Origin of the sequence: Clostridium fessum (assembly GCF_003024715.1) — a bacterium.
Lineage (GTDB): Bacteria > Bacillota > Clostridia > Lachnospirales > Lachnospiraceae > Otoolea > Otoolea fessa.
In genome coordinates this window covers 695,215-720,353 of the sequence record NZ_PYLO01000001.1, presented here as the reverse complement: position 1 = coordinate 720,353, position 25,139 = coordinate 695,215, and the positions used below count along the sequence as shown (strand labels likewise).

The window sequence follows — 25,139 nt, the reverse complement described above, 5'->3', positions numbered from 1 at the left end:
CTGGTATCATCAAATAAAAGTGTGTGTTTGAGACATGAACTGAAAAGTGTTTGAACAAAAGCAAATGTGAAATTTGGATTATAAAATGGAACAAAAACAGAGTACATTTCAGAATACAGGAGGAAAAAAAGATGGGAAAAGCGTTAATTATCGGATGTGGAGGCGTAGCTTCCGTAGCAATTCACAAGTGCTGCCAGAACAGCGAGGCATTTGAGGAGATCTGCATTGCAAGCCGGACGAAGTCCAAATGCGATGCGCTGAAAGAAAAATTAGAGGGAACCACCAAGACGAAGATCCAGACTGCACAGGTGGATGCAAACAACGTGGACGAGCTGATTGCCCTGATTGAGAAATTTAACCCGGATGTGGTGCTGAACCTAGCGCTTCCGTACCAGGATCTGACGATCATGGATGCCTGCCTGGCGACGAAGACCCATTATATCGATACTGCGAACTATGAGCCGGAGGATACGGCAAAATTTGAGTACAAATGGCAGTGGGCATATCGTGAGAAATTTAAAGAGGCGGGCATTACCGCACTGCTGGGAAGCGGCTTTGATCCGGGTGTAACCGGCGTATTTTCGGCGTATGCGCTGAAACATGAGTTTGACGAGATCAACTACATCGACATTCTGGATTGCAACGGCGGCGACCACGGCTATCCGTTTGCAACCAATTTTAACCCGGAGATCAATATCCGGGAGGTGTCGGCAAACGGTTCTTACTGGGAAGATGGACACTGGGTAGAGACGAAACCGATGGAGATCAAGAGAGAGTATGATTTTGACGGCGTCGGCATGAAGGATATGTACCTGCTTCACCATGAGGAGATCGAATCGTTGGCGCTCAATATGCCGGGAATCAAGCGGATCCGCTTCTTCATGACCTTCGGCCAGAGTTACCTGACCCATTTAAAGTGTCTGGAGAACGTCGGCATGACTTCGATCGAGCCGATTATGTACGAAGGAAAAGAGATCGTACCGCTGCAGTTCTTAAAGGCAGTGCTTCCGGATCCGGCATCCCTTGGTCCTCGTACTGTTGGAAAAACGAATATCGGATGCATTTTCCAGGGTAAGAAGGATGGAAAAGAGAAGAAGTATTACTTATATAATATCTGTGATCATCAGGAGTGCTACAAAGAGGTTGGTTCCCAGGCGATCTCCTACACAACCGGTGTACCGGCGATGATCGGTGCGATGCTGGTGATGAATGGAACCTGGCAGAAACCGGGCGTTTATAATATTGAAGAATTTGATCCGGATCCATTTATGGATGCGTTAAATAAATGGGGACTTCCGTGGAAGGAATCCTGGGATCCGGCACTGGTGGATTAAGATAAAAATACCTCCATGTAAGAAACTGGTTTTATTTTGCGTTTTTTAGGCGCAGGAAGAGAATGGACAGGGAAGATGGAAGCGAGAAGGAAAGGAAGGAAAACAGATGCAGGAACGGGAGGCGGCTGGGGTTCTCCGGGACACGGCGGCGATCCGCACGCCATTTTATGTGGTGGATGAGACGCTTTTAAAGAAAAATCTGGAAATTTTGAAAGATACGGCAGAGCGGGCTGGATGCCGGATTCTGCTGGCACAGAAAGCATTTTCCATGTATTCGGTCTACCCGCTGATTCGTCAGTATCTGTCGGGAACCGCGGCGAGCGGGCTTTATGAGGCGCGGCTTGGAAAAACGGAGTTTGGCGGGGAGACCCATGTGTTTTCTGCCGCCTACCGCCCGGATGAGTTTGATGAGATTTTAAATTATGCCGACCACATCGTTTTTAATACGCCGGGGCAGGTGCTGAAATATGGTGAAAAAGTAAAAAAGGCCGGAAAACAGGCGGGACTCCGGCTGAACCCGGAGTGTTCCACGCAGGAGGGGCACGCGATCTATGATCCGTGTGCGCCGGGATCCCGCATGGGGACGACTCTTCCGATGCTTTCGGAGACGGGAAACTTTGAAGAAACCATCCTTCCGTATCTGGATGGATTTCATATGCATACGCTCTGCGAGCAGAATTCAGATGACCTGGAGACGACGCTGCGGGCAGCGGAGGAGAAGTTTGGAGCCTGGTTTTCAAAGGTAAAATGGCTGAACCTGGGCGGCGGACACCACATTACGAGAGAAGATTATGACCGGGAACGCCTGATCCGCCTGGTGCGCGGGCTGCGCGAAAAATATGGGGTAGAAGTATACCTGGAACCGGGCGAGGCAGTTGTCTTAAACGCGGGATTTCTTGTAACTTCCGTGCTGGAGACGATGGAAAACGGCATGCAGATTGCGATTCTGGATACCTCGGCAGCCTGCCATATGCCGGATGTGCTGGAAATGCCGTACCGTCCGCCGCTTATCGGAGCGGGAGAAGCGGGCGAAAAGCCGTATACGTTCCGCCTGGGCGGACCAACCTGTCTTTCGGGGGACTGCATCGGGGATTATTCGTTCGATGCACCGCTAAAAGAGGGTGGACGGCTGGTGTTTGGCGATATGGCGCTCTATACGATGGTCAAAAATAATACCTTTAATGGAATGCCGCTTCCGTCGATCGTATACCGGCATGAAGATGGGACAGCGGAAGTGGTGCGGGCGTTTGGATATGAGGATTTTGTGGGACGGTTGTAAGTCTGGGGCGAGCCGAGGGATTGTATTTTTTTAATAAAAAGAGTAAAATGAAGAGACTTGCAGAAAGATTACAAAGAATGTCTGCGAGGACAGCCGTTACACAGTATGGAAATAACGGTTACACAAGTTTTGGAGAATAAAAGGATAGAGAGATAAAGTTATGATACAGGACATCGCACCACATCGCTACGACAATACATACCACATTCAGAAACCTGGATCACAGGACTACGTCTTCTGCATCCAGAAAAGCCGGATTCTTCTGCGTGAGACCGCGGAGGAACATGTGCTTACTATCCCGCGCCGGGAGGAGATTGAGGCGGCAGTTCCGGAACTGATGGATCGGGCGGTCTATCTCTTTTCGGTTGATGAGAAGCCATATTTTCTGGTCAGTGTGCCGGAGAAAGAAGCAGAAGAGATTCTGGCAAAGCTAAAAGAAGGGGCTGGTCAGATGCCTGTTTCGGACAAAAATAATATGGAAGCTGGGAAGACGGATTCTGGTGCACTGGAAGGGGCAGAAAAAGAGTTGGAACAGCTTTACTATGCATGGAAAACGCCGACCGACATCCGTGCGATGGAGCCGATGCACCAGGCATTTGCAGCGATCACGGCGGTGCAGCTGTGGCGCTGGAGACAGAGCCGTCAGTTTTGCGGACGCTGCGGGGCAAAGACGCAGGACAGCAAGAACGAGCGGGCGCTCGTCTGCCCGGTCTGCGGCCAGACGGAATATCCAAAGATCTCCCCGGCAGTTATCGTGGCGATCACGAACGGGAACAAACTTCTTATGTCGCGCTACCGTGTCAACCACAGTACCTACCGTGGCTATGCGCTGATCGCTGGATTTGTCGAGATCGGGGAGACATTTGAAGAGACCGTCCGCCGCGAAGTGATGGAGGAAGTCGGGCTGAAAGTTAAAAATATCCGCTATTTCAAGAGTCAGCCGTGGGCGTTTACTGATACGGAGATGATCGGATTTTTTGCAGAACTGGATGGGGATGATAAGATCCGTCTGCAGGAGGACGAGCTTTCTGAGGCAGGCTGGTATACGCGTGAGGAGATCCCGGACGATGCACGCCTCATCAGTGTCGGAACCGAGATGAAGATGTATTTTAAATACGGTCCGGACTGGGAGAAAAAGTGGAAGGAACACCAGAAATGATGTGTTGATATATCGTTAATGTACACAGGTAGGCACTTTTGGAACCGAAAGTGCCGTAAGAAAACGTGGTGGCAGCAGGAATTTGCCGTATTTAAATGCGGAGCCACGGCAAATTTCGTTACTGAGCACGTATGCGTGAACAGTAATGATATAGCTCTGGGGAATACTAAGCATTCCTTTTAATTAGTTGACAAACTGAGAATTGGTTGCTATCATTAAGGCTATACGAACAAGACAGAAGAGCAAGGTGGGAAGATTGCATGAGCAGAATTGTGTTATCACTGCTGGTAGATAATACTGCCGGCGTTTTAAGCCGTGTGGCTGGACTTTTCAGCCGCCGCGGATATAATATCGAAAGCCTTACAGTTGGCGTGACCGCGGATCCGAGATACTCCCGTATGACGGTTGTATCGCTGGGCGATCATCAGGTTCTGGAGCAGATTCAGAAGCAGCTTGGAAAACTGGAAGATGTACACGACATAAAGGAACTGCGGGAAGGTCATTCCGTATACCGTGAGCTGATGCTCGTCAAGGTGAGAGCAAATGCAAACCAGCGGATGGCGATCAATGCAATTTCCGAGATTTTCCGTGCGTCGATTGTCGATGTGGGAAAAGATTCTGTCACTGTTATGCTGACAGGCGACCAGTCCAAACAGGACGCGCTGATTAATCTTCTGGAAGATTATGAGATTCTGGAATTAGCTAGAACGGGTCTTACAGGTCTTTCCAGAGGTGCCGATGATATCCGCTATCTGCCGTAGTACATCAATTGATAGACTGGATACAAGGCATTCAAGAGGTTTACAAAGTTTGGTCCAAAGACGCACAGAGAGGCGCCGGTCTATGCTTTATAATAAATTTATTTTATTTTTGTTAGATCCAAGGAGGAAATGAAAAATGGCAGCAAAGATTTACTATCAGGAAGATTGTAATTTATCCTTATTAGAAGGACAGAAGATTGCTATTATCGGTTACGGCAGCCAGGGTCATGCACATGCCTTGAACTTAAAAGAGTCCGGATGCGATGTTATCATCGGTCTTTACGAGGGCAGCAAGTCTTGGGCAAAAGCAGAGGCACAGGGATTTAAAGTATACACCGCAGCAGAGGCTGCAAAACAGGCTGATATCATCATGGTCCTGATCAACGATGAGCTTCAGGCAGATATGTACAAGAAAGACATCGAGCCAAACCTGGAAGAGGGCAATATGCTTATGTTCGCTCATGGCTTTAACATCCACTTTGGATGCATCAAACCGCCGAAGAATGTCGATGTAACCATGATCGCTCCGAAGGCACCGGGTCACACTGTAAGAAGTGAGTATCAGGCTGGTAAAGGTACACCGTGCCTGGTAGCAGTAGAGCAGGATTACACAGGCAAGGCACTTGACCGCGCACTGGCTTATGGTCTTGGCATTGGCGGCGCTAGAGCTGGTCTTCTGGAGACTACATTCCGTACTGAGACTGAGACAGACCTCTTCGGTGAGCAGGCAGTTCTTTGCGGCGGTGTTTGCGCTCTGATGCAGGCTGGTTTCGAGACTCTGTGTGAGGCTGGTTATGACCCGAGAAATGCTTACTTCGAGTGTATCCACGAGATGAAGCTGATCGTAGACCTGATTTATCAGTCTGGTTTCGCTGGTATGAGATACTCCATCTCCAACACAGCTGAGTACGGCGATTATGTAACCGGACCGAAGATCGTTACCGCTGAGACAAAGAAAGCTATGAAGAAAATTCTGTCCGATATCCAGGACGGTACCTTTGCAAAAGAGTTCTTACTGGATATGTCCCCGGCAGGTCGTCAGGTACACTTCCAGGCTATGAGAAAGCTTGCTTCCGAGCATCCGTCTGAGAAAGTCGGCGCAGAGATCCGTAAGCTTTACAGCTGGAACAACGAGAACGATAAGCTGATCAACAACTAATCGTTTTTCGAATATAGGAAATCTTATACAGGGCTGCTGCAGGTTTGCAGCGGTCCTGCTTTTTGTGGTTTCATAGGAAAATGCATCCTATGAAATAAAAATCACTCCGCGTGGATGCACACTCGCGCGAAGAAGAAACATGTCGCCGGCGACCGCGCTCGGCGCGAGAATGTGCCAAGGCACATTCTTTTTATATGAATGGGAAAGGAAACGCGGATGAAACGCTATGATGACGTAAATATAATCAAGGCATACGCCTGTCTGGCGGTCTTTGGAAGTCACTGGTTCGGTACATTCGGGAGCTGGGGCAGCAATAAGGTAAATGCGCTGATGGAAATAGGACCGCTTCCCCTGCTCCGCTATGGAACCTTCGGGGTTAGTCTTTTTTTGATGATCAGCGGAATGCTGATAGCCGATAAGGTATATTCCGGGCGATTTACTTCGTGGAGTTTAGAGATCCTGCGCCGCTATCTGAAACTGACCTGCCCGTTGACGGTCACATTTCTGCTGGCATATCTATTTTACCGGAGCGGTCTCTTCTACACAGTGCGGGTTGCGCCGCGTCTGGAAAATGAGTGGCTGAGCAACTTTTACAGCTATCTGCCAGGCGGTCTGAAGGCGCTCCGCTATGCCTGGTTTGATACAATCTTCAAGGCTGATTCAACGTACTATGGTCCGTCCTGGATGCTGACCTACACTTTCATGGGAAGTATTCTGACTCTTGTACTTTCATCCGCCCTCCGGGAAGTAGGAACCCGCCAGAAAATTCTGATTCTGGCAGGCGTCGCGGCAGTGCTGATCGGAATGAACAGCTTTTATATCTGCCTGCTTCTGGGAAATGGGATCTGTCTGCTGATGCGGGCAGTTGAGAAGTCCATGAAAGAAAGAGAGCGAAAAGAGAATCTGCTTAAAGATGGAGAAGAAAAATATGGCATTTTTGGTGCTGCCCTCTGGATTTTCAGCATCTGGTTCGTTCGAAAATCTTTCTGGATCGGAACCACATTGGGAGCGCATGGATTTCCAGGCGGACTCGGAACCATGGAATTCTATGGTCATGTTGCTGCATTCCTGATGATTTTAGGCTTCCGTCTCTTCTGGCTCGGCGGTCTGGAGACCTGGCTCCCGGAGATCCTCAAAAAAATTATTCTGTGGATCGGCGAGTATAGCATGGGAATCTTCCTGACACACTGGCTTGTGATTGCCAGCTTTTCCTGTTGGTTTTACAGCATTTATTCTGAGGCGGGAGAGAAGCTGGCGATCGGGGTGAATCTGGTTCTGAGCTGTATTTTAATAGGAATTTGTTCGAAAGTGTATGTCTGGCTGGTAGATGGGAAAATATTTCCATGTGTGTGGAAATGTGCGAAGAATATTTTAAAAGAAAATCGGTAACTGCTCAGTAGGTCTGCGCATTTACTGCGCTGACCGTACGAAAACATGGGCCAGCAGGCAAAAATTCCATTGCCGCAGGCAATTTTTAATGAATTTTTGCGCGTGACTGTGAAGGTACTGAACAGTTACGAAAATTGATAAAAATAGGAACTAAACAGAAAAAGTCCGGCATATGGCAGCTTGACCGCCATGCGCCGGACTTTTTCGTTTCATAGGAAATGGCGTCCGTGTTGCCAATTATTTCATTATTCCGAACAAAATTGCACAAAATCATTCATCGTCCGCGTCATCGCCGTCGGATGATAAGCAAATCCAATCGTTCGGTTTCGGATTGGCACTTCCAGCGGGAGTTCGATCAGCGAACCATCTTTTAATTCTTCCCGCACAAATTCGCGGATCACACATCCGATTCCAAGTCCCGTTTTGGCAAATTCAATCAGAAGATCCATCGTCGTCGCCTCTAAAATCTGCTTCGGTTCAATTCCGTGCTCTGCAAAGTACGCGTCAATGTGCGTGCGCGTCATATTGCTGCGGTCGAGCAGCAGGATTGTCCCGGATTCGAACGGATCGACATCGGCACCTTCGCGGATCCGCAGATTTTCCAGATAAGACCGGGTACAGACAAAGGTGTCCTCGATTCGCATGACGGGAAGAAACGAAAGGTAGCGGCGGTTTTTGGGCTCGGCGATCAGACCGATGTCGAGCTTCTGCTGTTCCAGCATCGAGATTGTGCGTGCGGTGTCCTGACTTTCAATCAAAATGCGGACATGCGGGTACTGTGCAATAAATTCTTTTAAATAAGGAAGAAGAATATATTTGCACAGAGTGTTGCTGACGCCGATCTTGAGCTGTCCGATGTGGAGGTTCTGGATCTGTTTCAGCTCATTTTCACCGCGATCCAGTGCTTCAAAGGCGGCTTCTACATGCTGAAATAAGACCTGTCCCTCTGCGGTCAGGGAGACGCCGCGGGAATTGCGGATAAAAAGTGCTATGCCGAGGCTTTCTTCCAGCTTGCTGATTGATTTGCTGATCGCGGGCTGGCTGATAAAAAGTTCCTTGGCGGCGCGGGAAATATTGCCGGCGCGTGCAACGGCGTAGAAAATACGGTACTGGGTTAAATGTTGTTCCATAATACTCCTTTATATCTATAAAGCTACAGTTCACACGTTGTGCAAAATGTGACAGGATTTTGCGGATGCTTCGTATTCCAATCGGAAAAATCGGTGACACTATAACGTTACTGGGCACGTTTTCTTACGGCCCTTTCGGTTCCAAAAGTGCCTACCCGTGAACAGTGACACTATAACTTCGACTCATAGTATCTATCAACAATATATATTTGTATTATAACAGAACCGGTGTTATAATACAAATATAAAAAAGCAAAAGATGTCAGCGGCACCGTTGGAACAGAGTTTTTTCCTACAACAGTAAGGGCATCGGAGCCGTTACCAAGTATGTATATGCAGGAGGAAATAAATCATGGGAATGACAATGACACAGAAGATCCTGGCAGCGCACGCGGGTCTTGCAGAGGTAAAAGCAGGACAGTTGATCGAAGCAGATCTGGATCTGGTTCTTGGAAATGATATCACAACACCGGTAGCGGTCAATGAGATGAAGAAGATGGACAACCAGACGGTATTCAATCATGACAAAATTGCGCTGGTTATGGATCATTTTATCCCGAATAAGGATATCAAGTCGGCGGAAAACTGCAAATGCTGTCGTGAATTTGCCTGTCGTCATGATATCACCAACTATTTTGACGTAGGAGAGATGGGAATCGAGCATGCACTCCTTCCGGAAAAAGGTCTGGTTGTAGCAGGTGATGCAGTCATCGGTGCGGATTCCCATACCTGTACATACGGCGCACTTGGCGCATTCTCTACAGGTGTCGGCAGTACCGATATGGCAGCTGGCATGGTAACCGGTAAGGCTTGGTTCAAGGTACCGTCCGCGATCAAGTTCAACCTGATCGGCAAACCGGCAAAATGGGTCAGTGGTAAAGATGTCATTCTTCACATTATCGGTATGATCGGCGTAGATGGCGCGCTGTACCGTTCCATGGAGTTTGTCGGCGAGGGCATCAAGAACCTTTCCATGGATGACCGTTTCACGATCTGCAACATGGCGATCGAGGCAGGCGGCAAGAACGGTATCTTTCCGGTTGATGAGAAGACCATCGAGTACTTAAAAGAGCATTCTAAACGTGATTTCAAGGTATATGAGGCAGATCCGGATGCAGAGTATGACGAAGAGTACACCATAGACTTATCTGAGTTAAAGCCGACCGTATCCTTCCCACACCTTCCGGAGAATACGAGAACGATCGATGAAGTGGGTGACATTGCGATCGATCAGGTTGTCATTGGCTCCTGTACGAACGGACGTATCGAGGATATGCGTATCGCAGCTGAGATCTTAAAGGGCAGAAAAGTGAAAAAAGGTCTGCGCTGCATCGTGATTCCGGCGACACAGGCGATCTATTTACAGTCCATGAAAGAGGGACTTTTAGAGACCTTCATCGAGGCTGGTGCCGTTGTCAGCACTCCGACCTGCGGTCCGTGCCTGGGCGGTTATATGGGTATCCTGGCAGAAGGCGAGAGATGTGTATCCACGACCAACCGTAACTTCGTTGGACGTATGGGACACGTGGATTCTGAGATTTATCTGGCAAGCCCGGCAGTGGCAGCAGCCAGCGCCATTACCGGAAAAGTGAGCGGACCGGCGGAACTGGGACTGTAATAGGCATAAAAGTTTAGGAATAAGTAAAACGGATGTAACTGTTCAGTAGGTCTGTGCGTGACTGTGAAGGTACTGAACAGTTACAAACGGATATTACGGTTCGGGGAAGGGTTTCCTGCAATCGCAGGTGCCGTCTCGTGAATTGGAATAAAATAACAGGATAAATCGCAGGAGGATATAGAAATGAAAGCAAATGGACATGTATTTAAATATGGAGACAATGTAGATACAGACGTTATCATCCCGGCAAGATACTTAAACTCTCCGGATGGCAACGAGCTGGCAAAACATTGTATGGAAGATATTGATAAAGAGTTTGTAAATAAAGTACAGAAGGGTGATATCATCGTAGCAAATAAGAACTTTGGCTGCGGTTCTTCCCGCGAGCATGCGCCGCTGGCAATCAAATGTGCAGGAGTAAGCTGTGTTATTGCTGAGACGTTTGCACGTATTTTCTACCGCAACTCTATTAATATCGGTCTGCCGATCATCGAATGCCCGGAGGCTGCAAAAGCAATCGCGGCTGGTGATGAGGTAGAGGTTGATTTTGACAGCGGTGTGATTACCGATAAAACCACCGGCCAGAGCTTCCAGGGGCAGGCGTTCCCGGAGTTCATGCAGAAGATCATCACAGCCGGTGGACTGGTAAACTATATCAACCAGAAATAAGAGGAGTGCACTAAATCTGTCTCCAGAAAGGGTTTAGCTTATGACAAAAACAAACGTAATGCGTCTTTTAGACGCGGCTGGAATCGATTATGAAGCAGGCGAGTATGAAGTAGATGAGGACGACTTATCCGGCAGCCATGCGGCGGATATGATGGGGATGGACCATGACACGATGTTCAAAACGCTCGTTTTAAAGGGCGATAAGAACGGCTATCTGGTCTGCTGTATCCCGGTCGATGAGGAGCTGGACCTGAAAAAGGTGGCAAAGGCTTCCAAGGACAAGAAAGTGGAGATGATCCATATGAAGGAACTTCTTCCGCTGACTGGCTATATGCGAGGTGGTTGTTCCCCGATCGGCATGAAAAAGAAGTTCCCTACTTATATAGAAGAAACAGCGCAGATTTTCGACAAAATCAGCATCAGCGCGGGTCAGAGAGGTGTTCAGGTCATTCTGAATCCGGAGGAACTTGCAAAATATGTGGATGCACAGTTTGCAGCGCTGATCTAGAGTGGTAAGGAGTCTGTCTGACACCTTTACAGATACCATAATTGTTCTATTACAGTTGACATAAAAAACAGGCGACTTGATTCGCCTGTTTTTTTGACGGGCAGAATTTAACAGAATTGTAAAAAATTAAAAATTTTATACCAGCCAAAGTTTATAAAAATTGGGAAGAAAAAGCAAAAAAGTTTATAAAATGCTCACATAAATATTAAGGAAAAGTTAAATGAGAATGTGATTTGTCACAAAAATGTAAAAAAGACGTTGACTTTGAAGCCGGAAACCACATATAATGTCTCCCGTCACTTGAAGGAAGCGGCACAGGCAGAGAGGATCTGTCGTAACTGTTCACAGGTAGGAATTTTCTGAACTGAAAATTCCGTACGATACAGTTCTGGCAGCAGATTTTGCCGATTTGGAATGCGTAGCATCGGCAAAATCCCGTTGCTGGGCACACGTGTGTGAACAGTAACGATCTGTCCGTAGCTGTCAGAAAAAATCAGACAGCCAAAGAAGATGCCGCAGATGTTAAATGGCAGTCAGACCGGTTTTGGGAGGACTGCACTGATAGAAAGAGGAGAGTGTATGCCAAGCATTGACACATTTCTTCAGACTGCTTATCAGTTTATAAAGGCATTATTTGTCCGTGTGACAAAAAGGATGTACCGGACCGCAGCCGTATTGATGACGGGAGCAGCGGTTGTGACGGTGATAGCATTTAATTCGGTCAGTTTTGGCGGCGTTGGCAAAAATGCAGCCTCGGCACACCGGGAATATCCGGATGATGTGGAACTGACAGAAATGCTGCAGTCAGAAGAAACGACAGAGACAGAGAGCTTATCAGAATTTACGATTCTCGCCTCCAACGAGGAGAGTCAGCATCTACTCGGACAGAGGCTGGAGCAGGGGATTCAGGATGAACTTGCGAAGGAAGCTCTGGAAGTAGAGGTAATCGAACGAGAAGTACGAATGCAGACCCAGCAGGCGGCGCAGGAAGCAGAAGAACGGGAGCGCCGGGAACGCGCAGTCATCTCTTACAGCGATGAAGATTACAGTGTTCTGCAGAAAATTGTGCAGGCGGAGGCGGGTGTGTGTGACGACAGGGGAAAGATACTGGTTGCAAATGTAATCATCAACCGGGTGAAAAACAAGAAATTCCCGAACAGCGTTAAAGCCGTTGTGTACGAACCATCCCAGTTCTCACCGGTACTGGATGGAACGATCAACAGCTGTAAGGTAACGCAGCAGACAATTGACTGCGTCAACCGTGCACTGGAAGGCGAGGATTACTCGGGCGGCGCCCTGTACTTCATGAACCGCGGAATCTCTGCTTCCTCCAATGTACGCTGGTTCGATGGCAAGCTGACCTATGTCATGCAGCATGGTGGACATGAATTTTACAAATAAAGAGTGAAACACGTTACTGTTCACGGGTAGGCACTTTTGGAACCGAAAGTGCCGTAAGAAAACGTGGTGGCAGCAGAAATTTGCCGTATTTAAATGCGAAGCCACGGCAAATTCCGTTGCTGGGCACGTATGCGTGAACAGTAACTGAAACGCAGAAAAGAAAGATGGCTGGAGAAAAGTTGTCTTTCTTTTTTGCGTAAAATGTATTAGAATGGTCGTAAGCAATGAAAACGTAGTTTTTTCAAGCTGGTGTGCTGCGGAGTAATGCACCGCGGACTACAATAAGGAGAACGAACCATATGAACCATATCATACTATTTGACCTCGACGGAACCCTTACAGATCCGAAGGAAGGCATCACAAAGTCTGTCCAGCATGCGCTGCAGGCATACGGGATCGATGAGCCGGATCTGGATAAACTGTGTCCGTTCATCGGACCGCCGCTGTCGGACAGTTTTAAAGAATATTACGGATTCAGCGAAGCGCAGGCGCGCGAAGCGATTGACCATTTCCACGAATATTTTACGAAACAGGGAATGTTTGAAAACAAAGTCTATCCGGGAATCCGGGAGATGCTGGCACGTTTAAAGGATGCCGGTCTTACGCTGGCGGTGGCAACCTCGAAGCCGGAACCGTTTGCTATTCAGATTCTGGAGCATTTTGATCTGCTTTCCTACTTTACCCTGGTTGGCGGGGCGGATATGGAGGAGATCCGGGTCCGCAAAGGCGATGTGATTGCCTACACGCTGGACCATCTGGGAACAACACCGGAGGAATCGAAGGTTATCATGGTGGGCGACCGGAAACACGATATTATCGGGGCGCATGAAAATCAGCTCCCATGTGCGGCGGTGCTGTATGGATATGGTTCCCGGGAAGAATTTACGGAAAATGGGGCAGACTACCAGATTGAGACGGTGGAAGAGCTGGGAGATTTCCTGATGAAGTGGGGAGAAGTATAAAAGACAAAAAGGAGTTTCTTAATCCGTTACTGGGCACGTATGCGCGAACAGTAACAACCTGACCGCATTATCAGAAAATGGAACTTGAAAAAACATCCGACTTGCGGTATAATAGCCGTATCAAAAGAGAATATTTGTAATTCCTGGGATGCTCGACAACTCTTGCTTTTTTTGAACCTACATTTTGACTAACGGGATTCCGATATTTTTAGATGGATGTCAGGCCTCCTCTCGAGTGGAAGACAGAAATCTAAGTGAGGTTGCCCACCTAGCAGCGCTAGGCGTCAATATGGTAAGAGCCGGCATTTTGGGGTTACAAAGGATAAAAGCAGCGAGCAATCGCTGCTTTCTCTGTAAAAGAAAGTGTGTAAAGAAAATGTAACATTTTCCAGAAGCACATTGTAAAATCAGAAAAGAGGAACGGATAAGAACATAAGTATGGAAAAAAGAGATTTCAAAGAATACATTTATATGGGTATGACGGCAGTTTCGGTGATTGCGGTCTGCATACTGCTCTGGTTCAGCATCCAACACTGGGATGTGGTGTCGGCGGGCACCCGCAAGGTTGTGAAAATCCTTGCGCCGATTCTCTGCGGTGCGGTGCTGACGTATCTGACCGCCCCGGCATATAACTGGGTAGCAGGGATCGTGGAAAAGACCCTTGGCTCTGTCACTAAGAATTCCAAATACGTCCGTGGTGCAGCCCGGATGCTTGCGACGGCAGCATGTCTGGGGCTGGTTATTGTGCTTGTGGTAGGGATGTTCCAGCTTATGATCCCGCAGCTGATCGAGAGTTTGATCGGTATTCAGGATTCATTTCCGCTGTATGTGCAGAATGTGTATGAATGGATTCAGCGTATTTTGAAAAATAATCCGGAGATCGAAAATATGGTTCTGAGCAGTTTTGAAAATAACCTGGCAGTTTTTCAGAACTGGGCGGAGAAATCGTTTACCAACATTGATATGCACCGGATTGGACAGATCGTGACAGGCCTTTCCAGCAGCGTGCTGGGTGTCCTGGAATTTATCAAAAACTGGCTGATCGGTCTGATCGTCATGGTGTATCTGCTAAATATCAAAGATACACTGGCAGCACAGGGAAAGAAGATTGTTTATGGCTGCCTGAATCTAAGACAGGCGAATCTGGTAATCGAGGAGCTCCGGTTTATCAATCAGATGTTCGGCGGCTTCATCATCGGCAAGCTGGTGGATTCCCTCATTATCGGTATTATCTGTTTCATCGGTGTGACGATCTTAAATATGCCGTTCCCGATGCTTTTGAGCGTCATTATCGGTGTGACGAATGTGATACCTTTTTTTGGACCGTTCATCGGTGCGATACCTGCAGCGTTCCTGGTATTCTTAGTCAGTCCGCTCCAGTGTGTGTATTTCCTCATCTGGATTCTGCTTCTGCAGCAGTTTGACGGCAATATTCTGGGACCGAAGATCCTGGGCAATTCGACAGGACTTTCGAGTTTCTGGGTACTGTTTTCGATTCTCTTCTTTGGCGGACTCTTTGGTTTCGTCGGCATGATTATCGCAGTACCGGCATTTGCGGTTATTTATGACTTGATCTCCCGCGCGGTGCACCGGTCGCTGCGGCTTCGGAAATTGCCGATGGAGACAGACGAATACCGGAAGTTAGACCACATTGATGAGAAAACAGGAACGTTTATGGAGTTAAATAAAAAGTGACTGTGAATGAGAAAGGACAGTTAAAAAATAAAGGCGGCTGGAGAAATATGGAAAAGAAAACAGGCAGATCGCGAAAGGCAGTACAGTCTCTGAAACCTAAAAAGCTGGTTTACTGGGCAGTGGCGATTCCGGCTTTTCTGGCACTCCTGCTCTTTGCAATTGTATTTTTGGATCACTCGGATAATGATATTTCACGCGCCATGGCATCGAAAGCTATGGCGTTATCATTTGCAGACCGGGACGACATCGTTGCGTCGCAGGGAGAACACGGAAGCCATTTTGGAACGCCGGATCAGGATGAATGGTATGCCAAATATATTGACTATATGATTGAGGAAGGCTATCTGGAGCCGGGAGACGAGAAGATAAGTAAAAGCTACGCGATGGGCGCACTGACCTATGGCGAAGCGGCATATGCGGCGGATCGTGTTTCCAAAGGGCTTTCGAGCGCCCTGAATGTATCTAAAAATAAATATAAAAAGGCAATGCCGAAGGAAGAATGGTGGCTGTTTTATGAGTCATTCTTAAAAAAGGCAGATTCGGAAAACGCGGTCAAAAAACAGAAGCTGGTGCTTTATGGAACACCAAAAAATGTGAAGGAAGCAGCGGCATGGACGGCATATACGGATCAGGGAACGATGAATTTTGAGGGCGTGTCGCTGGATGCCTGCATCGATCGGAAGATCGAGGTCTATGAGCGTGATGGTTCGATCATCACGCTGTGCGGCGTACAGTCTGAAAAAGTTACATATAAGAATGTCTGGATCGTTCCGGGAGAATCGGGTGGGATGGATGTGTATATTGGCACGATCGTCCGGACATTTCCAGAGGAAGAAAAGCTCAAGGATCGTACCGATGGAGTGCTGGCGGATGTAGAGCTGGATAAGGGCAAGATCCGCAAGCTGTCGCTCAAGGAAGATATGATCGAAGGAAAGGTACTCTCGGTCAAGGATGATACGATCGAGATTGACGGGTACGGAACGCTGAAACTGGACGATGATTTTAAAGTATATAAAACATATGGAGTCGTCAAGGAGCAGAAAAAGCGGGATGTGCTGGTCGGCTATGATCTGGGAAAATTTGTCGTGGCTGGCAAAAAGGTTTGCGCAGCACTCTTAAATCATGATTTTTCAGCGACGAACATCCGCGTGCTGATCATGAATGATGATTATTCCTCCTTGTTTCACACGAAAGTGGTACTCCAGTCGGACAGCACGATGCATGTGACCTGGGGCGAATCAGAGGAGACTTTGAGCCCGGGAACGAAATTGTCCGTGAGTCCTGGCGATGACCGTCTGAAAGAAGGGCGCATGACGATCACGCTGGAAGATCCGCAGAAGGAGATCCGCATCCTGAGCACCAAGCGGGCGCAGGGAACGCCGTCGTATTTCGGCAGCTTCGAGTTGAGCGAGGAGTCGGATGGGCTGCTTCTGATCAATGAGCTGGACGTCGAAGATTACCTGACACGCGTAGTGCCGAGCGAGATGCCATCTAATTATGAGCTGGAGGCGCTCAAGGCGCAGGCAGTTTGCGCACGGACGTATGCCTACCGGCAGATCAAGGCGAATGCTTACAGCCGTTACGGCGCACACGTTGATGACAGCACGAACTATCAGGTGTACAATAATACAGAGAGCAGTGAGCGGACGAATCTGGCAGTCAAGGAGACGGACGGGAAGATTGTATATTACAACGATACTCCGGCGGAAACGTATTATTTTTCAACTTCCTGCGGATATTCGACCGATGGAACGATCTGGGGCGCCAGCAAAGACGAGGTTCCGTATCTGAAAGGGATCGGTTTGACGGAAAAGAAGAAGATTCCGGATTTGACGGACAACGACACATTTCTCAAGTTTATCCAGGGACAGGGTGAGCAGAATTATGATTCCTCGTTCCCGATGTACCGCTGGAAAACAACGATCACGAATAAGAAGCTGCAGCAGAAGGTAGATACCATCGGCGAGATTCAGGGTATTTTTGTGACTTCCCGCGGTAAGGGTGGTATCGCCCAGACGGTGCAGATCGTCGGAAGCGAGGGAACCAAGACACTGAAAGGTCAGAGTCAGATTCGGAGTGTCCTCGGCTCGGAATCACTCGTTTATAAGAAAAATGACGGAACCGAACTGACAGGATGGAGTACGCTTCCGAGTGCCTTTTTCTCGGTGGATGAAACTGCCAGGGATGAGGAAAAAGACATCCGCACATTTACCATCTGGGGCGGAGGCTACGGTCACGGAGTCGGCATGAGCCAGAACGGCGCACAGGAGATGGCGCGCGAAGGCAAGAATTATGAAGAGATTCTGATGTTCTTTTATGATGGGGTTGAAATTCGGGATTGTGAGGAAGATTAGATTTAGAAGATGGCTGCGCTGAAAGGGCACGGTCAGGATTCCTCCCCAAATGATAAGAGTGTGTGATTGGGGTAAATTAGAAAAAATTCAGGTATTATGTATTATTAAGTAGAAAAGAGACGCATTCGTAAAATGAAAGAAGCGTCTCTTTTTCTGTTGCTTGTATGGATTTCAAGGATGAAGCAGTTATACTGCGTGACGGACTATTTGCGGTACAAATATTTTGGAAGTCCGTTTTCCATAATATGGGAAACGTCCCCTTGGATCAGCGGCTGCGAGTAAGCCAGGAAATCATCGCTGACATCGGTACCGTTTTTCGTGATCCACTCAGCAGGTACTTTCTTTTCCTGATTGCAGATCAGATTGACATCCTTGAGAACTGGATGAATTTTATATACAGTGTTACGATGTTTTACGCATGAAGCGGATGCTGCGCCTAAGTCCGCAGCGTTTGAAACGGCAGCAGCTGCATGAACAGGTTCAGAAGCAGCTGTATCAGTCTCACGCTCAAATGCGACCATCTGTCCAGTGTGACCGTCCAGGGCTGCCTGGACGCCGAAACGACCTGCCATTTCAGCCTCGTTTAAATCAGTACCGGAAACGGTGAGACCGGAGCAGCGCTGGTTGACGTTGAGCTCAACCGAGCGCACCTTGACTCCGAACTGGTTGCGGACATAATTTTCCAGAATTTTGCCGCATCCGGCTAACATTTTGTGACCGAAGGTGTCGACCTGGGCTTCGGTTGAATATTCGCAGATAAAACGACCACCGTGGTCGCGGATGCCCTCGGAGACGCAGACGATGACATTCGCTGTCTTTTCAAACGCTTTCTTTAAGTCGTCATTAAATTGTGCCAGCTCAAATGGAGCTTCCGGCAGATAGATTAAGAGCGGATTGTCACCGGATTCCTTGCGTGCTAAGGCAGAGGCAGCCGTCAGCCATCCGGCATGGCGTCCCATGATCTCAACGATGGTGACCGATTTCTGCTGATAGACAGAGGCGTCCAGCGCAATTTCACGGACGGATGCAGCGACATAGCGGGCAGCGCTGCCGTATCCCGGCGTGTGATCGGTCAGGACGAGATCGTTGTCGATCGTCTTGGGAATGCCGATAAAGCGGATCGGGCTTTTGATCTGCGCCGCATAGCGGGAAAGCTTGCTGACGGTGTCCATCGAGTCGTTGCCGCCGATGTAAAAGAAATAGCCGATGTCCAGCCGCTCCAGTTTTTCAAAGAGGACGCGGTAGAAGCTGTCGGAGAGGTTCTCAGGGAGTTTAAAACGGCAGGAACCCAGATACGCCGCCGGAGTCAGGCGAAGAAGTTCCAGATCGTCATCGGAGAGTGTTTCTGAAAGGTTCATATAAGAATCCGCGAGAAAGCCCTCGATTCCATTTATCATACCGTAGACGCAGCCAACCGCATCGCTGTGGCGCGCACCTTCGCAGATAACACCGTAAAGGCTCCCGTTGATAACCGCGGTCGGTCCGCCGGACTGTCCGACTAAGATGTTTTTCTTGTTCATAAGGTAAATCTCCTTTTTGTGAGGTAAGTACAAGGTTTATGATATAAAAAGTTTCAAATCAATATAAAAATGTACATAAAATGATTTGCTGGAGTTGTATTTTTCATAGAGATAAAAATAAATTAAAAAGTACAACTCAAAACGTATCTATTGTAACGGAAAGAGAGGAAGAAAGCAAGGGAAAAAGGTATGTATGATAAATAATATGAAAACCGGATACTCGGAAGCAGATAAAAGGCGTATAAAAATTTGGAGATTGATGTATAGAATAACAGAAACGGGTCATACTGTTAGTATCACAAAAGAGAAATTTTTGAATACTTATCCTCCCCTTTTTAATACCCTGTTCGTTGGCTTTGTGCAGCGGACGGGGTGTTTTTTTGTTTCATAGGAAATTACCGAAAAGCCTTTTTTAACAGGAAAACCGCGAATTTTAACCCAGATTAGCTTGCAGAGAAATGGAAGCTGCCGCTCAATCATCTATTTTTGATAATGATTTTGCAACAGCCTCTTTGTTCTTGTGATTAAAAGTATTTCCGATTCCCCCACAAATTTGCCTTTTTCAGATCCAGATACTCATTGTAGGCTTTTTCCAGGATCTGTTTTTCGTTGGAAAATTTCAGAAGATGGTAGGCTTCGTAAAATTTGTAGTAGCCGGAATCGACGAAGTATTCTTCGCGCTGCGGCTTGCTGTAGTAGCTGTCCGCCATCATCAGATACCAGTGCACGGTCTTTTCGATGGTATCCTGAGGGGTGTTGAAGGTGTACTGGCTTTTGCCAATGTACTTGATGATGGAGGCGGCGACGCCAGTCTCCTCATGAACCTCCCGGAGGGCGGTCTGCTTGAAGTCTTCGCCCGGTTCTACGGTTCCTTTGGGAAGAACCCAGCCTTCGTATTTGTTCCGGTAGTTTTTGTAAAGAACGAGTAATTTTCCCCGAAATATAACCACACCGCCGCAGCTCGTTGCTTCGATCATCTGCAATCCCTCCTGTCCTGGTGTGTGCATGGAAGTTGATTCGTGGCGTATATCCGTGTGCCGGGAACCAGCTTTATGCATATGATTTAAACTGGTTTTAGTATACCGCGTTTTGCATGATTATGCAAGATTGGAAAGTCACATAAGGCATCATGAGAAAATCCTGTTACAGTTTGCACAATGTGTGAACTGTAAAAAATCATAAGAAAGATATAAGAAACAGAAGAAAGAAAATCTGGTATGATGAAGATGGAAATGGCTCATATTACAAAAGAATGCAGGCATATGTGCAGCGGAACCTAAAAAATACACAGAATTTGGATGATAGAATTACGAAAAAAAGACAGGAGGCAGGAAAATGGCACAGACAGAACAGAAGAATCAGAATGTAAAAAAACAGTTTGAGGAGCTGCAGTCTCTTTTGGAGCGGGCGATGGCGCTTCAGACGTCGATGGTTTTGTTTGAGTGGGATGATGAGACGCTGGCGCCGAAGGGTGCAGTAGAGCATACCGCGCGGGTGATAGGTTCACTTTCGGAGCAGTATCAGGAGATTCTGGCGTCAATGCGTTTTAAGGAGCTGCTGGATGTCTGCCAGAAGGCAGAAAAAGAGAATGCGGGCGTATTTGATGAGGTGCAGTCGGCAATTCTCCGGGAAGCAGCCGAGGAGCAGGAGCGGCTTTCTTGCATTCCGCCGGAGGAATACCGTGCGTATGCAGAACTTACGGCGCGTGCGACGGGAATCTGGACGCGTGCGCGAGAGAAAAATGATTTTGCTTCATTTGCCCCTGTTTTGAAGGAGATTATTTCCTATCAGAAGAAATTTGCGACGTACCGGGCAAAGCCGGGACAGAAGCTTTACGATGTGATGCTGGATACCTACGAAAAAGGTTTTAATATGGAGATGTTAGATCCATTTTTTGAGCTGATGAAAGGGAAAATCGTGCCGCTTTTGAAAGAATCGGCAGAGCGCTCGAAGACGGTTCCGGACGCCTTTTTATCCGCAGATTATCCGGAGGCGGCGCAGGCAGAGGCGGCGCGTTTCCTAGCAGAATATGAGGGCTTTGATTTTGATCGGGGAGTACTGGCACTCAGCGCCCATCCGTTTACGACGAATCTGCACAATCATGATGTACGGATCACGACGCACTATCAGAAACGGATTGATTCTTCGATTTTTTCCGTGCTGCATGAGACGGGACATGCTATCTATGAATTTGGCATCCGGGATGACCTGACACAGACGCTGGTGGGGCAGGGAACTTCGATGGGAATGCATGAATGCCAGTCCCGTTTCTTTGAAAATATCGTGGGACGCAGCCATGCATTCTGGAAACCGATTTATGGAAAAGTGGCGCAGATGTTTGGAAGCCCGCTGACGGAGACGAGTCTGGAGGATTTTCTGGCGGCGGTTAATAGAACCGTTCCGGGGCTGATCCGGACGGAAGCGGATGAGCTTTCTTATCCGCTGCATGTGCTGGTGCGCTATGAAATTGAGAAAATGCTGATTGAGGAGGATCTGGAGGTGGAGAAACTGCCGCAGATCTGGAATGATAAGTATGAAGAATACCTGGGAGTACGCCCGTCCACGGATCGGGAGGGCGTACTGCAGGATATTCACTGGTCACAGGGATCGATCGGCTATTTTCCGTCCTATGCATTAGGAAATGCCTTTGGCGCGCAGATTTATCACCAGATGAAGAAGGAATTGCCGGTAGAAAAACTACTGGAGGCTGGAAACCTGGGAGAAATCCGCGAATATCTGCGGAAAAATATTCACCAGTATGGCAAATTGAAGGACAGCCGTCAGATCCTGCGCGATATGACGGGGGAAGATTTTAATCCGTCATATTATGTGGCATATCTGGAAGAGAAGTATGGACGGCCGGAGAAAGAGCAGTAAGGCGGTCGATCTGTTCTTTCTTGAATTCCAGAGAGGAATGAAAATAGTATTCAAGCGTGACTTTCAAATCGGAGTGTCCCAGAATTTCGCTGAGCGTTTTGGGATCCATGCCATTTGTGATACAGCGGGTGGCAAACGTGTGCCGGATTGCATGAAAATTCAGATAGCGCAGTCCGGCTTGTGATAGAATGCGCTGGTAGTGATTCTGGAAGGTTCGCGGATCCATCGGGGAGTTGGCAGATTGTGACAGCAGAAAATAATCCGGGTGTTCCGGATGAGAATATGGCTGTAGGATCGGCAGAAGGAAAGCGGGCAGGGGAACCAAACGGTTGGAGGAGATGCTTTTGGGACCGGATAAAATGAGTTCTGATTTATGAGTTGTGTCAAGGCGCGTCAGGCGCTGCACCGTGTGTCGGACATGGAGATAGCGATCGGAAAAATGAATATTTTCCCAACGCAGGGCGCAGAGTTCTCCAACCCGCAGCCCTGTATAGAGTCCCAGATAGATGACGGCTTCGGAGATTCCTGTATGGGCAGTTAGATAGTGTTCGAGCTGTTTCTGTTCCTGAAGGGTAAAAACAGGTACTTCAGGGCGCTTTTTTGGAAGACGGGGCGGGAGATAGAGAATGCCGTTTGTCTGCCCGGTTTCATAGGAAAGACGCAGAATGGAGTTGACGAGCAGAAGAATACAGCGGATAGTTCCGTTCCCAAGCGGATGCAGGGAATCCGGGGATAAAAGGGAATTGCGGAATGTCTGAAGCATAGGCAGATCGACCTTTGAAAGCTGGATGGATCTAAAATAAGGGGAGATATAACGGTCTGCCAGATGCCGGTATTTCACATAGGTAGACAGGGCTCGCGCCTGTTTCTGCTTTTCCAGCCAGATGGAAAGAAGATCGTTAAAGTACATTGTTTCGTTTTTCATGATGAAACCTCCTGTATAAAAAATAGTTGTCGTGGACAATCGTTATTTTACAGGTAGATATGCAGAAGAAATATGTGACTGCTTATAGCGGATGGTTTTAAAATGAGATGTGTCTATATGATGACTGACGAAAATATTACAGCAAATGCTGACAAGAAGATTCTTTTTTGGTATAATGAGACAGAATATGTACATGACTGAGAAGAAAGTCTATATCGAAGGTGCCGGTCAGGCGCTATTTAGGGATAAACGACATATTTTATAGAAGATTCTATTTTGAAGAATCAATAGATTTATCATATTCTTGAGATAGAGATACGAAGGCGGGAGTGTCTGAGGCGGTATGATGGCAGCGGCTCGCCTGGTTGGAAAAAGGAGGAATAATTGTATGTGTGGTATCGTAGGATATACAGGAGACCAGCAGGCGGCTCCGATCTTATTAGCGGGTCTGGAGAAGCTTGAATATCGTGGATACGATTCAGCAGGTCTGGCAGTCAGAGACGGAGAACGTGTACCGGAGGTTGTAAAGGCGAAGGGACGTCTGCGCGCGCTGGCAGAGAAAACAGACAATGGACGCGCAATGCGGGGCAACTGCGGTATCGGTCATACCCGCTGGGCGACACACGGGGAGCCGTCTGAGAACAATGCACATCCGCACTGCACGGATGACCGCAGCGTGGTAGCGGTTCACAATGGTATTATCGAAAACTATCAGGAAATTCGCGAAAAACTGATTAAAAATGGATATACGTTTTATTCAGATACTGATACAGAGGTGGCTGTAAAGCTGATCGATCATTATTATAAGAAATACAACGAGGGACCGCTCGATGCGATGGCGCGTGCGATGATGCGTATCCGTGGCACGTATGCACTGGCGGTTATGTTTAAGGATTATCCGGAGGAGATCTTTGTAGCCCGTCAGGATAACCCGATGATCATCGGAGTAGGCGAGGGTGAATCCTTTATCGCGTCGGATGTTCCGCCCCTGCTTCCATATACCCGCAAGGTATACTATATCGGCAATCAGGAATTGGGACGCTTACATAAGGGAGAGGTTACTTTCTATAATATTGATCAGGAAGAGATTCAGAAAGAACTTGTGACGATTGAGTGGGATGCAGAAGCTGCTGAAAAGGGAGGTTATGAGCATTTCATGATTAAGGAGATCCATGAACAGCCGCGTGCGGTTCGGGATACATTAAATTCAGTCATTCGCGATGGTCATATTGACCTGACCGAGGCGGGACTTTCCGATGATGTCATTCGTTCGTTAAAGCGTATTTATATCGTAGCGTGTGGTTCTGCTTACCATGCAGGCGTGGCAGCTCAGTATGTGATCGAAGATCTGGCGCGTATTCCGGTCCGCGTCGAGCTGGCTTCCGAGTTCCGTTACCGGAACCCGATTCTGGAAGAGAACAGTCTGGTTATCATCATCAGCCAGTCGGGCGAGACAGCCGACAGCCTGGCAGCCCTGCGTCTGGCAAAGAGCCAGGGCGTTCCTACGATGGCGATTGTCAATGTAGTAGGTTCCACGATTGCGCGTGAGGCAGATCATATTTTCTACACATTGGCAGGTCCGGAGATTGCGGTGGCGACCACCAAGGCATATAGCACACAGCTGGTTGCCGGATATCTTCTGGGCGTGCAGTTTGCCCATGTGCGCGGTACGATCACAGAAGAAAAATATGAAGAACTCCTTGCAGCCCTGCAGGAACTGCCGGATCAGATCGCGAAGCTGCTCGAAGATGACAAAGAACGCATCCAGTGGTTCGCAGCGAAATATGCCAATGCAAAAGACGTGTTCTTCATCGGCCGCGGCATCGACTACGCAGTCAGCATGGAAGGCAGCCTGAAATTAAAAGAGATCAGCTACATCCATTCCGAAGCGTATGCAGCCGGAGAATTAAAACACGGAACCATCAGCCTGATTGAGGATGGTATCCTCGTAGTCAGCATCCTGACCCAGGAAGCCCTGTATGAGAAGATGATCAGCAACATGGTAGAAGTAAAATGCCGCGGCGCCTACCTCATGGGACTCACAACTGCAGGCAACTACAATATTGAAGACACCGTCGATTTCGCAGTCTATATACCGAAGACTGACGAGCACTTCACACCGAGCTTAGCGGTTGTGCCGCTGCAGCTGCTGGGATATTATGTAAGTGTATCGAAGGGACTGGATGTAGATAAGCCTAGAAACCTGGCGAAGAGTGTTACGGTAGAGTAATAGAGCTTTTTATGGTGTTGTTATAGATCTAGAAAAAGTAATATAAATGGAAAGAAAAGACAAGGTTTGCAAAAAGGCATAAAATGTCAGACGCAGACCTTGTTTTTTGCTTGAAACTAAACAGAAAAAGAGAGTTCTCCGTGTGATTTTGCAATCACGCGGAGGACTC

At 47.9% G+C, this 25,139-nt stretch carries 19 protein-coding genes and 1 other RNA gene; 16 read left to right on the top strand and 4 right to left on the bottom strand.

Annotated elements, in window-relative coordinates; all coding sequences use genetic code 11:
- Nucleotides 1–131 precede the first annotated feature (131 nt).
- From C7U56_RS03325 to C7U56_RS03300, 6 genes are all read left to right on the top strand, one after another.
- Nucleotides 132–1,334: a saccharopine dehydrogenase family protein gene (locus tag C7U56_RS03325; RefSeq protein WP_022360539.1), complete on the top strand. Its 1,203-nt coding sequence runs from the start codon at nt 132–134 to the stop codon at nt 1,332–1,334.
- 106 nt (nt 1,335–1,440) lie between these two features.
- Entirely contained in the window at nt 1,441–2,613 is a 1,173-nt protein-coding gene (gene nspC / locus C7U56_RS03320; RefSeq protein ID WP_107000121.1) for a carboxynorspermidine decarboxylase, read from the top strand.
- A 160-nt stretch (nt 2,614–2,773) separates the two neighbouring features.
- Entirely contained in the window at nt 2,774–3,772 is a 999-nt protein-coding gene (gene nudC / locus C7U56_RS03315) for an NAD(+) diphosphatase (protein WP_107000120.1), read from the top strand.
- Nucleotides 3,773–4,032: 260 nt separating this feature from the next.
- The gene (gene ilvN, locus C7U56_RS03310) at nt 4,033–4,533 is read left to right on the top strand and encodes an acetolactate synthase small subunit (protein WP_022360536.1); all 501 of its coding nucleotides are present in this window, start codon (nt 4,033–4,035) and stop codon (nt 4,531–4,533) included.
- A gap of 136 nt (nt 4,534–4,669) precedes the next feature.
- Nucleotides 4,670–5,692: a ketol-acid reductoisomerase gene (gene ilvC, locus C7U56_RS03305; protein WP_107000119.1), complete on the top strand. Its 1,023-nt coding sequence runs from the start codon at nt 4,670–4,672 to the stop codon at nt 5,690–5,692.
- Between the two features lie 216 nt (nt 5,693–5,908).
- Nucleotides 5,909–7,081 (top strand): acyltransferase family protein, encoded by a 1,173-nt coding sequence (locus tag C7U56_RS03300; RefSeq protein ID WP_181357153.1) that lies wholly within the window; start codon nt 5,909–5,911, stop codon nt 7,079–7,081.
- A gap of 245 nt (nt 7,082–7,326) precedes the next feature.
- Here C7U56_RS03300 and C7U56_RS03295 read toward each other — a convergent pair whose 3' ends face one another.
- Nucleotides 7,327–8,211 carry a LysR family transcriptional regulator gene (locus C7U56_RS03295; protein WP_107000117.1) on the bottom strand — a complete coding sequence of 295 codons (885 nt, stop codon included), beginning with the start codon at nt 8,209–8,211 and terminating at the stop codon, nt 7,327–7,329.
- 352 nt (nt 8,212–8,563) lie between these two features.
- Between C7U56_RS03295 and leuC the strand changes: the two genes are divergently transcribed.
- From leuC to C7U56_RS03255, 8 genes are all read left to right on the top strand, one after another.
- The gene (gene leuC, locus C7U56_RS03290; protein ID WP_022359392.1) at nt 8,564–9,829 is read left to right on the top strand and encodes a 3-isopropylmalate dehydratase large subunit; all 1,266 of its coding nucleotides are present in this window, start codon (nt 8,564–8,566) and stop codon (nt 9,827–9,829) included.
- A gap of 183 nt (nt 9,830–10,012) precedes the next feature.
- Complete coding sequence (leuD, locus tag C7U56_RS03285) at nt 10,013–10,498, top strand: 3-isopropylmalate dehydratase small subunit (RefSeq protein WP_022359393.1); 486 nt, start codon at nt 10,013–10,015, stop codon at nt 10,496–10,498.
- 40 nt (nt 10,499–10,538) lie between these two features.
- A complete protein-coding gene (gene ybaK / locus C7U56_RS03280; protein ID WP_107000116.1) occupies nt 10,539–11,006 on the top strand; it encodes a Cys-tRNA(Pro) deacylase in 468 nt (155 codons plus the stop codon).
- Between the two features lie 579 nt (nt 11,007–11,585).
- The gene (locus tag C7U56_RS03275) at nt 11,586–12,407 is read left to right on the top strand and encodes a cell wall hydrolase (RefSeq protein WP_022359395.1); all 822 of its coding nucleotides are present in this window, start codon (nt 11,586–11,588) and stop codon (nt 12,405–12,407) included.
- A gap of 299 nt (nt 12,408–12,706) precedes the next feature.
- The gene (locus C7U56_RS03270) at nt 12,707–13,369 is read left to right on the top strand and encodes an HAD family hydrolase (protein WP_107000115.1); all 663 of its coding nucleotides are present in this window, start codon (nt 12,707–12,709) and stop codon (nt 13,367–13,369) included.
- Between the two features lie 137 nt (nt 13,370–13,506).
- Nucleotides 13,507–13,687: non-coding RNA, 6S RNA (gene ssrS, locus C7U56_RS03265), on the top strand.
- Nucleotides 13,688–13,807: 120 nt separating this feature from the next.
- Entirely contained in the window at nt 13,808–15,064 is a 1,257-nt protein-coding gene (locus C7U56_RS03260) for an AI-2E family transporter (protein WP_107000114.1), read from the top strand.
- Between the two features lie 47 nt (nt 15,065–15,111).
- Nucleotides 15,112–17,418, top strand: coding sequence for a SpoIID/LytB domain-containing protein (locus C7U56_RS03255; protein WP_233430167.1), 2,307 nt, complete (start codon nt 15,112–15,114; stop codon nt 17,416–17,418).
- 203 nt (nt 17,419–17,621) lie between these two features.
- Here C7U56_RS03255 and C7U56_RS03250 read toward each other — a convergent pair whose 3' ends face one another.
- A complete protein-coding gene (locus tag C7U56_RS03250) occupies nt 17,622–18,938 on the bottom strand; it encodes a 6-phosphofructokinase (protein WP_107000113.1) in 1,317 nt (438 codons plus the stop codon).
- A 524-nt stretch (nt 18,939–19,462) separates the two neighbouring features.
- Nucleotides 19,463–19,915, bottom strand: coding sequence for an NUDIX hydrolase (locus tag C7U56_RS03240; protein ID WP_022358438.1), 453 nt, complete (start codon nt 19,913–19,915; stop codon nt 19,463–19,465).
- 358 nt (nt 19,916–20,273) lie between these two features.
- Here C7U56_RS03240 and C7U56_RS03235 point away from each other — a divergent pair, with 358 nt between their 5' ends.
- Nucleotides 20,274–21,815, top strand: a complete 1,542-nt coding sequence (locus C7U56_RS03235) for a carboxypeptidase M32 (RefSeq protein WP_107000111.1) — start codon at nt 20,274–20,276, stop codon at nt 21,813–21,815.
- On the opposite strand, the gene C7U56_RS03230 is transcribed toward C7U56_RS03235, so the two are convergent.
- Complete coding sequence (locus C7U56_RS03230; RefSeq protein WP_107000110.1) at nt 21,751–22,740, bottom strand: tyrosine-type recombinase/integrase; 990 nt, start codon at nt 22,738–22,740, stop codon at nt 21,751–21,753. The two genes, C7U56_RS03235 and C7U56_RS03230, sit on opposite strands and share 65 nt — an antisense overlap.
- A 388-nt stretch (nt 22,741–23,128) precedes the next feature.
- On the opposite strand from C7U56_RS03230, the gene glmS reads away from it, so the two are divergent.
- Nucleotides 23,129–24,970 carry a glutamine--fructose-6-phosphate transaminase (isomerizing) gene (glmS, locus tag C7U56_RS03225; protein WP_107000109.1) on the top strand — a complete coding sequence of 614 codons (1,842 nt, stop codon included), beginning with the start codon at nt 23,129–23,131 and terminating at the stop codon, nt 24,968–24,970.
- Nucleotides 24,971–25,139: the final 169 nt, after the last annotated feature.